Below are 14,280 nucleotides of genomic sequence, written 5' to 3' on the forward strand. Positions count from 1 at the left end.
CCCCCTTCAATTTTCTTGATTTACTTAAAATTTCAATAACATGAACACGCTTTCAAATTTTAATGTAAATTTGTAACACCTCCTAGGTAATTTGTTAGCGGGGTTTTCTACATTTCTGATAAAATAGTATTTAATTATCTAACATCTTGTAATCAATTAATATTAGAATTTTTCTAATAGTTTGATTAGTTAAAATGATAGCATTTAGAAACTAATATTGTCAGTAGTCCAACAATAACATTAGGTGTACAAAATCGACTTTTTAAAAAAGAAATGAAGAGGATGTAAAATAGTAAATTCCTAAACAGTAAGGGTGAAATATGTTGAGACAATTTCTGAAATCAGATGTAAATACTCCTATTGAATTTATTTCTTGCGGACAATTTGTTTCAAGTGAACCTTGGATACACACTAAACGTAACCTTAAAAGTTTCGAAATAATTATTGGTGTAAAAGAAACACTTTACATTAAGCAAGATGACATTCAATATGAAGTAAAACCTGGGGATATCCTTCTGGTATTATCTTTACACACCCATGAAGGTTATAAGCTGTGTAATCCTGGAGTATCATTTTACTGGTGTCATTTTTATTGTAGTGATAATTTTTCATTGATTGATGATAAGACTATGGAGGAAGAGGTAATAGCATTTCGTTCTAATCCTGATTATGATAGATTGAACTCACATATATTTATACCAATCTATTCAATTCCTCAAAGAATTGAGAGAATCAATATACTATTTAATCAATTACAAGATGTAGCTAATGCAAACTACTATAACAAACGAAGTGTTGATTATTTAGTAACGTCCCTGTTAATTGAAATATCAGAACAATCCCTTTCCAATTTCCAAACAACAAAAGAAAAAACAAAAGCTGATAAAAATCTAGTTAAAATTGTTGAATGGCTACGTATACATGCAATGGATACTATTTCAGTTGCTTCTATTGCTGAACAGTTTAATTATAATCCAGACTATTTATCTCGTGTTTTCAAGCAAAAGCATGGTATAAATATCCAAGAATATATTCACATGCTCAAAATATCTAAAGCAAAAGACATGTTGTCTTCTACAAACATAGGTATTAAATCGATTGCCCATGCAGTTGGAATTTCTGATGAGAAATACTTTATGAAGCTATTTAAGAAATACGAAAAATTGACCCCTACAGAATTTCGTAAAGCTTACTACCGGACACATTTAAATAAAGAATAAAAAATAATAGAGGGGCAATTTGCCCCTCTATTGACACGATTGCTCCAGGAAGAAATGGGTAAACATGAAAGAAAAGTAAAGAAAATTTGCTAACATCAAATATGCCCCAATAAAAAAATCAGCAGATAGTCGCTGATTTTTTTATTGGGGTTTTCTAAAAATCTATTGAAAGGTTAAAAAGCATAATTAATGGCGTTCAAAGGAAGAAATGAAAGTTTACAATATATATAGTCAATTTAAACCACCTAATCTTATTTTTTAACTACCGACAATAATGACCCTTTTTTGTATACTCTTTATGTAAGCGTTTTATAAATGATGAATGGAGGAAAAATAATGTTAGATGTATTAAGTGATAGGGAAATTGTTGAAAAAGATATTGAAGCTTTATATCTAGGAAACTTAAAAACTGTAGAATTTGATATAAAACTTCCGACTGAAGGAAAATTTGGATCAAACATTACTTGGCGTTCAAAGGATGATCGCTGGATTGATGGTACAGGCAGAGTTCATCGACCAGAATATGGTAAAGGTGATCGAATTGTTCCAATAACTGCAACTTTTTCATATGGTGAATTCTCAATGGATAAGATTTATGAAGTGAATATTTTAGAAGAAGAAAACAAAATTCAATTAGAAAAAGTTTTTCCAATTGTTCTTGAAAAGAAAGTAAATGAAGAATTTTACCTTCCATCAGTAGTAGCGATTCAAACAAAACGTGGCGATGTAATTGCACACTCAATTACGTGGAACGAAGAAGAGAGAAAAAGATATGATGATATTGGTGAAAAAACTGTTTATGGAAGATTAACTGATACAGACTATGAAATAAAAGCAACAATTAACATTAAAAGAAAAATTGATATTCACCAGGACAAATCCACTAAAGTAAATAGTATTTCGACTACCAAAGTTCGATTAAAAGAGAACACACTTTTCAAGAAGGCTCAGGACCGGCGTTTAGCATTTCTACTTTCTGTTAATGACGATCAGATGCTATATAACTTTAGAAAAACTTCCGGTTTGGATACGAAAGGTGCTCCTGAAATGATTGGGTGGGATTCACCAGATAGTTTACTTAGAGGTCACACTACAGGGCATTATCTATCTGCACTCGCCTTATGTTATGCTGCAACGGATAATAAAACTATATTTGAAAAACTAACCTATGTGATCTCTGAACTTAATAAAGTTCAGTTGGCATTTGAAGCAACTGGAAACTATGGATACGGATTTCTCAGTGGCTATTCCGAAGAACAATTCGATCTTTTGGAACAGTATACCCGTTACCCCAAAATTTGGGCGCCTTATTATACACTGCATAAAATATTTGCCGGCTTATTAGATAGTTACAATTTAGTCAAAATTGATTTAGCATTAACCATTGCCGATAAACTTGGGGATTGGGTATACAATCGTCTAAGTGTATTACCAAACAAACAATTGAAAAAAATGTGGGGCATGTATATTGCTGGCGAATTGGGTGGAATGAATGAATCACTAGCTGAATTATATATGTATACCAAAAAGGAAAAACATATTAAGGCAGCAAAACTATTTGACAATGATCGATTATTCTTCCCAATGGAACAAAAGATTGATGCATTGGGTTCACTACATGCCAATCAACACATTCCGCAGGTAATCGGTGCAATGAGAATATTCGATACCACAAAAGAGAAAAAATACTACGAAATCTCTCATTTCTTTTGGAAATCTGTGGTAAACGCACATATTTATTCAATTGGTGGAACTGGTGAGGGAGAAATGTTTAAACAGCCTTTACAAATTGGGACAAATATTTCCGACAATACTGCAGAAACCTGTGCTTCCTATAATATGCTAAAATTAACAAAAAATCTTTATGAATATGAAAATGACGTAAGATTTATGGATTATTACGAAAGAACAATGTTCAATCATATCCTTTCAAGTACAGATCATGAATGTAAAGGAGCAAGCACGTATTTCATGCCAACCCGACCAGGCAGCCGAAAAGAATTTGATAGAGAAAATACTTGCTGTCATGGTACAGGATTAGAAAATCACTTCAAATACACAGAAGCTTTGTACTTTACAGATGAAGAATCACTGTATGTGAATTTGTTTGTCTCTTCTGAAATTGACGATAAGGAAAACGGCATACAAATAGAGCAAAAAGTTCATGACCCATTTTTAGGATCTTTTGAATTGCATATAACAAAATTGGCGAAAAATTTGTTAAAAATACGCTTACCTTATTGGCATAAGGGTGCTGTGAAAATTTTGGTTAATCAATTGGAATATCATGCCAAAGAACTAACTGGATACTTAATAATTGAAAAACAATGGATAAAAGGTGATAAAGTATCTATTCAATTTTCTCCGACCCTGAGACTTGAAGCTACACCCGATAAGAAAAACATTGTTTCTATAGCCTATGGGCCATATATTTTAGCAGCCATCTCAAATAAGGAAAATTACTTAGAATTACCAATAAATGAGAAGAATCTTCATAAAAAATTTATAAGAATTGAGGAAACGAATCATTTTATATATGAGGCAGAACAAATTAAATTTGTTCCACTAGCGGAAGTAAATCATGAGCACTACCATCTTTATATAAAAACAAATACTCTTTTATAGAGGCTTATACTCCAAAATTCCACATAGAGATTTTTGTCCGTTGGCTCTAAAGAATAAAAAATAATAGAGGGGCAAATTGCCCCTCTATTGACTAAATCGATTTTCCCACTACAAAATAATAAGCTCCTTTGGCGATTTTGTAATTATATTATTTCCATATTCAGTTATTAAAATATCGTCCTCTATTCGCACACCGCTTAGGTCGGGAATATATATACCTGGCTCAACAGTAACAATCATTCCAGGTTTTAGAATTATATCACACTTCGGAGACATGAAAGGTTCCTCATGAATATCTAATCCTATACCATGTCCAGATCCATGTCCATACTGTTCTCCATAGCCCTTCTCTGTTATATAATCCCTAGTAAATGCATCAGCCTCCTGACCTGTTATACCTGGTTTTATAGATGCAAGGGCATTTGATAGCGCCTCAAACACAATATTATATATTTCTTTTAATTCCGCTCTCGGTTCGCCTACTGCGATTGTTCTTGTCATATCAGAACGATACCCTTGATAGTAAGCACCAAAATCAAGTGTCACCATGTCGCCTGTTTCAATTAACTTTGTACTCGCAACTCCATGGGGAAGTGCAGAGCGTTGACCAGAAGCAACGATGATATCATATGCCGATGACGTGGCCCCCAATTTCCTCATATAAAATTCTAATTCGTTTGCTACATCAAGTTCCGTTACACCAGGGCGTATGAAGTCTAATATCCTAGTAAATGCAGAATCGGCAATTTTTGCAGCAGTTTTTATCTTTTCAATTTCTTCTTTTGTTTTAATCATCCTAAGCATTTCAATAACTCCCGAGAGTGGAACCATTTCAGCCTTTACTTTCTCATTGTACTGTGAAAATATTTGATAGGTTACATCTTCTGCTTCAAAGCCTAAATGGGTAATGCCTAATCGATCCAGCATTTTCGATATTTCTTCATAGACTGTTCCACATATTTGGATGACCGAAAAATCTTTTACTTGTGAATTGGCTTGTTCTACATAACGAAAATCCACAAATAAGGCAGCTTCTGTTTTTGTAATAACAGCAACCCCAGCACTCCCAGTAAAACCGGTTAGATATCTGCGGTTCCGGCCATTCGTAATTAATAGTGCATTAACCCCTAATTCATCGAACTGGTCCCTTAATTGTGTTAGATTTTGCATTTAGTATCATGCCCTCCTTTATAAGTCTCTCGGAAAATAAAATTTACGCATAAGCTCTAAATCTAGTTGTTATATAATTGATTTACTATCTAAAGAAGATTTTTTTTCTACCTCAATACACTTTTCCTCCCAAAAATCAGCACCTTTTATGCCAGCTTTAATTGGATTAAACACCGGATCTTTCCCAGCCCTTTTTTGAATGTCATAATCCTTTAATACTTTTAAAGCCGGTTTGATTAATAGTAAAATTGCTATAAAACTTAACCACGCCATCGATCCAAATCCTATATCCCCCAGCGCCCACATTGTTGATGCTGAATATACACAACCAACAAATGTCATGATTAGCAAGACAATTTTTAAGATTGTTTTCAGCCAAGGAATATCTTGTTTTCCACTTAAATAAACAAGTGTTGTTTCGGCAATATAGTAATAAGCCATTAAGGTGGTAAAAGCGAAGAAGAATATGGCAATCGAAACAAACGCTGATCCAAACCCCGGTATAACGGTTTCCACTGCCATCTGTGTATAAGCAGGGCCTGCTTCAATATTTTCTAGCGGTTGAACAATTGGTTCTTTCCCTTCAGGTGTAACGTTGTACATTCCTGTTACAAGAATCATCAAGGCAGTTGCAGTACAAACGACAATTGTATCAATATAAATAGAAAATGCCTGTACCAATCCTTGTTTTGCAGGGTGAGATACTTCAGCCGCTGCCGAACTATAGGTTGCTTCACCGGCACCTGCCACATTTGAAAAAATCGACCTCCGAACACCCCAAGCAATAGCAGCACCGACAATTCCTCCAAATGCCTGATTTACTCCAAATGCACTAGTAATAATAAGTGATATCATTTCAGGGATTTCTTTAATATTTGCAGCTAAAATGACAAACGTCATTACTACATATCCTCCTGCCATAAAAGGGACAACGGTTTGCGAAACACTGGCGATTCGTTTAACTCCCCCAAAAATAATCGCACCAAGTAAAACAACTAAGAAAATACCAGTGACTATTTTATTTATACCAAAAGCATTTTCCATACCAGCAGCAATATTATTTGCCTGGACACCTGGTGTCAAAAATCCATAAGAGATGGTTACCACCACGGCCATCAAAACAGCAAACCACTTAAGTCCTAAACCTTTTTCAATAAAATATGGAGTTCCCCCACGGTATTCATTTCCAACTTTCGTTTTGTATACTTGGGCTAGTGTTGATTCTATAAAAGCACTTGCGCCTCCTAATAGCGCCATTACACACATCCAAAAAACCGCTCCTGGACCCCCGAAAGCAATGGCGGTGGCGACACCAGCTATATTGCCAACACCTACACGCCCGGACAAAGCCAAACAAAATGCTTGAAATGAGGAAATTCCTTCCTCAGAGCTTTTTCCTTCGAACAATAATTTAATCATCTCTTTAAAATACCTAACTTGCACAAACCGCGTTGCAACTGTGAAGATTAAGCCTGCACCTAATGCAAGGATGACCAGGCCATTCCCCCATACTAGTCCCGCCAGCCAATTAACGAATTCTTCCATCTTTCCAGCCTCCGTTTCATCCATACAATCGTAAGCGCTAACAATATAGAATTTTCAAAAATCCCTAGATAAAGATATCCGTTTTATCTAAGTACTTCCAACCTATTGTGAAAAAAGAAAGCTGCTGCCGGAGACAGCCTGCTTCTTTTTTCACAACATATCTATTAAAATAGTTACTTGATGTTTACCCAGACGCTTTTGACTTCTGTGTAATTATCAAGTGCATAGGTCCCCATTTCCCGTCCGATGCCGGATTGTTTATATCCGCCAAAAGCTGCTGCCGGATCCTCTAAATTGTAATCATTAATCCAGACAGTTCCTGCTTTTAACTTGTTTGCTACTTTGTGTGCCACTTTAATATCCTTCGTCCAAACGCCAGCAGCAAGGCCATATGGCGTATTGTTTGCTCTTTCAATGACTTCTTCCACTGTATCAAACGGCAATACAACAACCACTGGTCCAAAAATTTCCTCTTTGACAATCACCATGTCATCCGTTACATCAGCAAACACGGTTGGCTGGACGAAATATCCCTTATCAAATGCTTTTTTACCTCCGGCAGCTACCCTTGCCCCTTCTTCGATTCCTTTTTCAATATAGCCTAGCACCCGCTCCATTTGCTTTTCCGATACGAGAGGACCCATTTCAGTATTTGGATCCATCCCAAATCCCAGTTTTACCTGATTGGCCATTTTCGCCAATTCTTCTACTAAATGCTCATAGTGTTTTCTGTGGACAAATACCCGGGAGCCGGCACTGCAGTTTTGTCCATGGTTATACATAATACCATTAAATGCCCCGGGAATCGCCTCTGTTAAATCAGCGTCTTCCAAAATAATGTTTGGCGACTTGCCGCCAAGCTCAAGAGTAATGTTTTTAATCGTTTCAGCCGCCTGGCGCATAATATATTTGCCGGTAGCGGTTGAACCAGTGAAAGCAACCTTATCTACATCAGGATGGTGGACGATAGCTGCACCTGCTGTTACCCCGATTCCTGGAACGATGTTGACCACTCCAGGTGGAAAACCTGCTTCCTGAATAAGCTTCGCAGCATACAGGATGGATAATGGGGTTTGTTCAGCTGGCTTTAACACGATGGTGCAGCCTGTTGCCAATGCAGCACCCATTTTCCATGATGCCATCGTTAATGGATAATTCCAGGGAATGATTTGTCCAACAACGCCAATGGGCTCATGCCTTGTATAATTCAAATAGTCTTTAGAAATCGGCACAGTCTGGCCAAGGATTTTCGTTGCCCAGCCAGCATAGTAGCGGAACTGCTCAACTGTAGCCGGAATGTCATCTGCCAATGCAACAGCGTAGGGCTTGCCATTGTCTAATGCTTCCAGCTGGGCTAGTTCTTCTTTATGCTCCTCAATCAAATCAGCAAATTTGTAAATAACCCGTGCTCTTTCCGCGGCGCTCATATCTGGCCATGGTCCAGATTCAAAAGCTCTCCTTGCCGCTTTAACAGCTAAATCAATGTCTTCTTCCTGCGCTTCGCTCACAACTGCAAGTACTTCCTCTGTTGCAGGATTCAAGGTTTCAAATGTTTTGCCGCTGACGGACGGAACAAATTTACTTTCGATAAAAAGCTCAATTTTACCTTCTAAAAACTCTTTCACTTTCGGTTTTAATCCAAGTTGGGCTGTTAACATTGACCTTCCTCCTTAATGTTTTTTTACTATCCTTCTAGAACAAACTCCCTTTAAACAAGAGACACAGTATTTAAACTCTTTAAAATTTCTTTGAGCGTTTGGTCCTCTTCCGGAGTTAAACCTAAACGCGGATATCGGGCTGGCCCACCTGTTTGACCAAGTAAATCCATTGCCCGCTTAACAATTTGAACATATTTTCCGGAACCTTCAAGGAACGTACAGAGAGGCAGAATCCGGTCGTTGATTTCCCACGCTTGGTCAAGTTCCCCTTTTTGGAATTGATTGTACATGTCTGTTACTAGCTTTGGTACGATATTTCCAGCGACAGAAATCCATCCCGTTGCTCCAACGAAATAAGATTCCATCACCAATTCTTCTGACCCGCAGAATACTTCAAAATCCCCTTTTGCTTGTCTTGCTAAATCCCTTGCCTTACGGATGTCCCCGCTTGACTCCTTGATATGTGTAACATTTTCACAGTCTCTTCCGATTTTAAGCATGAGCTCAGTGCTCATATCTACACCGGATGTGAATGGGTTATTGTAGAGCATGATAGGGATATTTACTGCATTGGACACCTCATTAAAATGGAAGTAGATTTCATCTTCTTTTGGTTTCGCGTAATAAGAATTAATAATCAGTGCACAGTCAGCACCATGAGCTCCAGCCTGTTTCGTATTCTCAATTGTTTCTTTTGTGGTTTCCGCCGCAGTACCAACAATGACTGGAATACGACCGTTTACTTCTTTCATAACGACCTCAACCATTTGATACTTCTCTTCCTTTGTTAAACTAACGAATTCACCTGTACTTCCATTAATGACAATACCTGCTACTCCTTGATCAACAAAATAGTTTACGTTATTCCTTACACCGCCCCAATCAATTTCCTGCTCCTTTGTCATCGGGGTAATTAATACTGGAAAAGCTCCTCTAATATTTGTCATGTCAATTTCCTCCTCTTTTTTCCATTAAATTTTTTTATTTTATCTCTATTAAAATCCTATTATTTCAATAAAAATCCAGCCGCTAATGGGTCTGTCGGATCCAAGATAAATGTCTGCATACCGGTAATAAATCCACGGCTAGTCATGGTAAATTGATAACTAGATTCCTTCCGTTCTGAAACCTGTACTTCCAATTGACTTCCATAAATGCTTTCATTCACCAATGACTCCTGTTTCGAGATGGCTCCGGATGAAAGTAGACAAGTAAAAACAGCTAGTGTCGGTCCAAAACCTGGAGATCGGACTATGAATAAGTCATCCCGAAAGGTGATAGATTTAATGTGCCCCTCAGCAATCCTAGACTCATCAACTAATATGGCGCCTTTTACATCTGGACTTAAGTTTTTCAGAACTGTTTGCCCCCATTTTCGCAAATCTGCTAATTCTTCAATTTGAATTTCCAATGGGAAGTCCTGTTTCCGAAAGACGGCATAAGTCTGATCAGATTGAACAAGTGTATAGTTTGCAGTTAATGCTGATAAAGATTCCTCTTTCCCAATAACCTGACAGAAACCGCTCTCCATCGTAACGGAATTAACTTCATCCCCTTTCATTACCGCTGTAATGGAGACAATGCCCTTCACGGTTTCAATTTTATATCGGCTTGTATCTCTAGGTTTTAGGTCACCGCATTCTAATAAAGCCGTTATCACAGCAGTCAAACCACTGTAATGGACAGGGACTGTTCCATAATGATTGAAAAATACGACAGCAGCATCAGCCTCTCGATTGAGCGGCGGTACGACAATACAGCCATTCAATCCGGCAAACCCGCGAGGTTCATTTAATAATAAATTTTGCTCCTCTTTATAAACCTGGGGGAACAGTTCATATAGCTCTTCCAAGGTTTGATAATGGACCAGCGGTGCATTCCGGATGATTCGAAAGGCCTCTCCGGCAACGTGAACATCTATGGAAGAATAGGCTTTTTCAATTTTCACTTTACGTCCTCCATTTCATGTTCATTCATCGGGGGAATCAGCAGGAACCCTTCTTTTAATGGGTCTTCCTCGTGGTAAAAGAATCGATGCATTCCCATTAGCCAAGCAGAACCGGTAATTCTAGTCACTACTGCCTCAATTCCTTCTACATTAGTTGTTTCAATAATCTTCCCACGGAAAAGTGACCCCACAATACTTTCATGTACAAATTCCTCACCAATTTCAATCTGCTGCTTCGCATACATAACAGCAAGCTTTGCAGATGTACCTGTACCACACGGCGAGCGGTCAATCCCTCCTGGCGGGACGATCACTGTATTTTTCACATCCGCCGCTTCATGTGTTGGGTCAGTAAAAAATTCAACATGGGTTAATCCTTTAATGAATGGATATCTTGGATGAACAATATCGGTACTCTCGTTAATGGCATTTCTGATTGTAATCGCTTTCTCAATTATGGTTGAGGCATTTTCCGGTGTTAAATCTAAGCCGACTGATTGTGCGTTAATAATTGCATAGAAATTCCCGCCATAGGCGATGTCAGCATCTACTTTCCCTATTCCTTCTATGTCCATCGAAACACTTTTTAATAGAAAGGCAGGGATATTGCAAAAAGAAACTTCCACCGCTTTTCCGTTTTCTACAGCAACTTGTACACTAACAAGACCTGCTGGAGTATCTAGATTCAAAGAAGTAACAGGCTCTTGAACAGGAATGAGCCCTGATTCAATGAGGGCTGTGCAAACGCCAATTGTATCATGTCCGCACATTGGCAAATAACCACCTGTTTCAATGTAGATGACCCCGATATCGGCCTCTGGATGACACGGCTCAGTAAGTAAGGCACCTGACATGACATCATGACCCCTTGGTTCATTCATTAATAATTTGCGGATCCAATCATATTCCCTTTTCATGTAAAGCATTTTTTCAGACATGTTTTCCCCAATTAGGTTTGGAAGACCGCTAATGACAGTTCGTGTTGGATTGCCCCCTGTGTGAGTATCAATCGTAGTAAATACTTTATCTGCCCTCATATTGTACACACCCTTTCTTTAAAACGCTCAAAACGAAGCGGTTCAGTTGGAATGCAAGTGTCTTTTTCGTTAATAAGTTCCTCCACCACTTTCCCAGTTACAGCAGCAAGACTAATACCATCCCCCTCATGACCAGCAGCAATATAGAAATTTGGAATTCCCTCAACCCTTGAAACGATTGGCAGATGATCTTCTGTCCAAGGACGCAATCCTGCGTAGGAACGAATCACCATCATATCTGCCATTTTGGGATAAAAACGAATTGCTCGATTGGCAATACACTTAATGATTTCATTGTTTACTTTTGTATTAAAGCCCACAAATTCACGGCTGCTGCCGATTAAGAAGTTTTGACTTTCAGTTGGTTCGAATACAAGTGCCACTCCATATTTCTCTGTTAACGGATCTACCCGGCGCTCCCCGCCAAACTTTGAAATCAAGTAGCCAAACTCCATTACTTTTCGGGAGCCGACATGCTGCTGTCTTGATGCCACGATAATATGGCCTTTTCTTGGTTTGATAGGGATAGAAAGATCAAGCATCTCGCCAATTCTAGGTGACCATACACCAGCTGCATTCACGACATGATTGGCAGTAAATACTCCATTAGTTGTTTCAACAACAAAAATACCATGTTCTCTTTTTATTTCTTTTACCTCTGTTTGCTTAAATGCCTTTACGCCTTGCTTCTTTGCTTTCTCTAGTAACGCAAATGCAAGCATATACGGATTAACGGTTGAATCCGTTGCACACTCTAATCCCCCTAATAAATCATTCGCAAAGAAAGGTGACTCCTGACGTATATCCTCGCGATCCAGCATTCTAAACGCTAATCCGGCTGCCTTTTGACGATCAACCCATTTTTGAGCAGCCACCATCTCGTCCTCGGACTCACAAACGAGGATGCTGCCAGGTGCACGATATTCAAACTTATGTTCAAGTTCCATGCTCAAGTCGTCTACCAAACGTTGACTGACTAAAGACATTTGACTATCAAACCCGGGATCTTTATCAATCGCTAAAATATTTCCATCACAACGGGAAGATGTGCCGCTGACAAATTCCCCTTTTTCAATGACAGTGACATCCCTGCCTGATTTGGATACATAATAGGCTATAGCACAACCAATGATTCCCCCGCCAACTACGAGAATGTCACAGTGTTTCATCATTCCTTCCCCCTTCCAAGAAATCTCACTTAATTTAATGCAATAACCATGCCAAAACAGCATAGCCCCTGTTTCTAGATTAATTAGGAATATTTAAAATTTTTTGACACAAGGTGTATAATCATTTATACAGTGTAAATATTTTTATACATACCTTAAGGAGGAGCTCATGGTTTTTTTCATCCAATCTGCCAAAGATGTATTGAACAACTTCCCGGGTCCCGCATCATCTCTTGAACACCTAACACAGTGTAATGGAAAGATTTATTACACCCCCTCAGAAAACACATCACAGATTCCTTGTAAAATCATCAATGAGGATGATTCTATCGACATTCTCATTCAAGCATTTAAGCACCATTCAGTAGTAGTTCTTCTTAACCAAAACAAGCAGCTATCCGCCTGCATCACAGCTGGTCAAATGATTGAATTCCTCAGTAAGATTTATAGGCAGCTGCTAGCATTCTATGAAACTGTTATTCAAACAACGGATTCATCCGTTAGTGTGATCGATGCTGATGAATATGTCCGTACTTGGACAAAAGGAGCGGAGAAAATCTTCTCTGTTCCACATCAGGAAATTATCGGTAAACCCATTACAGATTTTTTTGACAAAAACAAACTAGAAATCTTGCAAACGTTACAAAAAGGAAAGCGCATTACCGCACAGTACCATCAGCCTCGGTCCGATTTATTTGTATTAATTAATACCAATCCAGTGTACTTTGAAAGTCGTATTATCGGAGCTGTTGCTTCCGAAACTGATGTGACCAATCAAGTCATGTTGAATGAAAAGTTATTTAACATGTCCAATGAAGTTCGTCGTTTAGAACAAGAAGTGGCAAAGTATAAACATTACGACGATTCATTTCGGTTTATAAAAGGGAAAAGTTCTGCCATTCAGGAAACGATCGGAATCGCTAGAAAAGTATGTACGGTTAAATCAACCGTGTTGATTTTAGGGGAAAGCGGTGTCGGTAAAGAAGTTTTTGCCAAAGCTATTCATGAAGCTAGTGAAAAACCCAATGCCCCTTTTATTACGATCAACTGTGGGGCAATACCGGCATCACTTTTTGAAAGTGAACTATTTGGGTATGAACGTGGCGCCTTTTCCGGTGCCGATTATAAAGGCAAAAAAGGAAAAATTGAGCTTGCAAAGGGTGGAACATTATTTCTTGATGAAATTGGTGAAATGCCGCTAGAAATGCAGGTAAAACTGCTTCGAGTGCTTCAGGAACGGAAATTTTACCGTGTTGGGGGCGAAAAAGAAATCAATATCGATTTCCGGGTCATTGCCGCAACTAATCGGGATTTACTTGAATTAATGAAGCAAGAGAAATTTCGTGAAGATTTATATTACCGGTTAAATGTTGTGACGCTCTATATCCCTCCATTAAGAGAAAGGCGGGAGGATATTATCGAACTGACCCACCATTATTTAAATGAGTTTTCTCAAAACTATCAGCGGCCAATTCATGACTTTTCACCTGAGGTAATGCAGACAATGCTACGCTATGAATGGCCAGGGAATATTCGTGAACTTCGAAATATGGTGGAACGGCTTGTCGTTTTTGCGACAGATGGGGTCATCAGGAAAGAGTACTTACTATTTACAGCCTCTGATAAAGTCCAAAACACCCCTACTCTCCCGGACGAGATTGAAAATATAGAAACAAACCACACCATTTTATCCCTCCAGGAAGAAATGGATCAATATGAAAAGAGAGTAATTGAAAGAGCATTAAAGATTGTAAATGGAAATAAATTAGAGTGTTCGAGGAGGCTCGGCATCACAAGGGCAACACTATACAACCGATTGAAGCGACTTGGATTGGATTAACATAACCCCCTCTCTTAAAAGTTGGTACATTTTTTGCATGGTAAATAGGTAGATACTTCAGAAGGAGG

10 protein-coding genes are annotated in these 14,280 nt (G+C 38.3%); 3 read left to right on the plus strand and 7 right to left on the minus strand.

Annotated features, from left to right (window positions below; translation table 11 throughout):
* The first annotated feature begins 323 nt into the window (after positions 1-323).
* Positions 324-1,220 carry an AraC family transcriptional regulator gene (locus QFZ31_RS15140; protein ID WP_307304040.1) on the plus strand — a complete coding sequence of 299 codons (897 nt, stop codon included), beginning with the start codon at positions 324-326 and terminating at the stop codon, positions 1,218-1,220.
* Positions 1,221-1,556: 336 nt separating this feature from the next.
* Complete coding sequence (locus QFZ31_RS15145; RefSeq protein WP_307304042.1) at positions 1,557-3,845, plus strand: beta-L-arabinofuranosidase domain-containing protein; 2,289 nt, start codon at positions 1,557-1,559, stop codon at positions 3,843-3,845.
* A gap of 108 nt (positions 3,846-3,953) precedes the next feature.
* On the opposite strand, the gene QFZ31_RS15150 is transcribed toward QFZ31_RS15145, so the two are convergent.
* The 7 genes from QFZ31_RS15150 to QFZ31_RS15180 all read right to left on the minus strand — a co-directional run bounded on the left by QFZ31_RS15150 (position 3,954) and on the right by QFZ31_RS15180 (position 12,372).
* The gene (locus QFZ31_RS15150; RefSeq protein ID WP_307304044.1) at positions 3,954-5,015 is read right to left on the minus strand and encodes a M24 family metallopeptidase; all 1,062 of its coding nucleotides are present in this window, start codon (positions 5,013-5,015) and stop codon (positions 3,954-3,956) included.
* Positions 5,016-5,084: 69 nt separating this feature from the next.
* Positions 5,085-6,560 (minus strand): alanine/glycine:cation symporter family protein, encoded by a 1,476-nt coding sequence (locus QFZ31_RS15155; protein WP_307304046.1) that lies wholly within the window; start codon positions 6,558-6,560, stop codon positions 5,085-5,087.
* A gap of 173 nt (positions 6,561-6,733) precedes the next feature.
* Positions 6,734-8,218 (minus strand): aldehyde dehydrogenase family protein, encoded by a 1,485-nt coding sequence (locus QFZ31_RS15160; RefSeq protein ID WP_307304048.1) that lies wholly within the window; start codon positions 8,216-8,218, stop codon positions 6,734-6,736.
* Between the two features lie 50 nt (positions 8,219-8,268).
* On the minus strand, positions 8,269-9,165 hold the full coding sequence (gene dapA, locus QFZ31_RS15165) for a 4-hydroxy-tetrahydrodipicolinate synthase (RefSeq protein WP_307304050.1): 897 nt from the start codon (positions 9,163-9,165) through the stop codon (positions 8,269-8,271).
* 59 nt (positions 9,166-9,224) lie between these two features.
* Positions 9,225-10,166, minus strand: coding sequence for a proline racemase family protein (locus tag QFZ31_RS15170; protein ID WP_307304052.1), 942 nt, complete (start codon positions 10,164-10,166; stop codon positions 9,225-9,227).
* Complete coding sequence (locus QFZ31_RS15175; protein ID WP_307304054.1) at positions 10,163-11,203, minus strand: proline racemase family protein; 1,041 nt, start codon at positions 11,201-11,203, stop codon at positions 10,163-10,165. Before QFZ31_RS15175 ends, QFZ31_RS15170 begins: the two co-directional genes overlap by 4 nt.
* Positions 11,200-12,372 (minus strand): NAD(P)/FAD-dependent oxidoreductase, encoded by a 1,173-nt coding sequence (locus tag QFZ31_RS15180; RefSeq protein WP_307304056.1) that lies wholly within the window; start codon positions 12,370-12,372, stop codon positions 11,200-11,202. The genes QFZ31_RS15175 and QFZ31_RS15180 overlap by 4 nt, the downstream gene beginning before the upstream one ends.
* 169 nt (positions 12,373-12,541) lie before the next feature.
* Between QFZ31_RS15180 and QFZ31_RS15185 the strand changes: the two genes are divergently transcribed.
* Positions 12,542-14,212: a sigma-54 interaction domain-containing protein gene (locus tag QFZ31_RS15185; protein ID WP_307304057.1), complete on the plus strand. Its 1,671-nt coding sequence runs from the start codon at positions 12,542-12,544 to the stop codon at positions 14,210-14,212.
* Positions 14,213-14,280: the final 68 nt, after the last annotated feature.

It is taken from the genome of Neobacillus niacini, assembly GCF_030817595.1.
Taxonomy (GTDB): Bacteria; Bacillota; Bacilli; order Bacillales; family Cytobacillaceae; genus Neobacillus; species Neobacillus niacini_G.

Excerpts from the sequence above, each read along its gene's own strand:
- QFZ31_RS15160 (WP_307304048.1), bottom strand. The coding sequence starts at position 8,218 with ATGTTAACAGCCCAACTTGGATTAAAACCGAAAGTGAAAGAGTTTTTA.
- QFZ31_RS15145 (WP_307304042.1), top strand. The coding sequence starts at position 1,557 with ATGTTAGATGTATTAAGTGATAGGGAAATTGTTGAAAAAGATATTGAA.
- QFZ31_RS15185 (WP_307304057.1), top strand. The coding sequence starts at position 12,542 with ATGGTTTTTTTCATCCAATCTGCCAAAGATGTATTGAACAACTTCCCG.
- QFZ31_RS15175 (WP_307304054.1), bottom strand. The coding sequence starts at position 11,203 with ATGAGGGCAGATAAAGTATTTACTACGATTGATACTCACACAGGGGGC.
- dapA (WP_307304050.1), bottom strand. The coding sequence starts at position 9,165 with ATGACAAATATTAGAGGAGCTTTTCCAGTATTAATTACCCCGATGACA.
- QFZ31_RS15155 (WP_307304046.1), bottom strand. The coding sequence starts at position 6,560 with ATGGAAGAATTCGTTAATTGGCTGGCGGGACTAGTATGGGGGAATGGC.
- QFZ31_RS15180 (WP_307304056.1), bottom strand. The coding sequence starts at position 12,372 with ATGAAACACTGTGACATTCTCGTAGTTGGCGGGGGAATCATTGGTTGT.
- QFZ31_RS15150 (WP_307304044.1), bottom strand. The coding sequence starts at position 5,015 with ATGCAAAATCTAACACAATTAAGGGACCAGTTCGATGAATTAGGGGTT.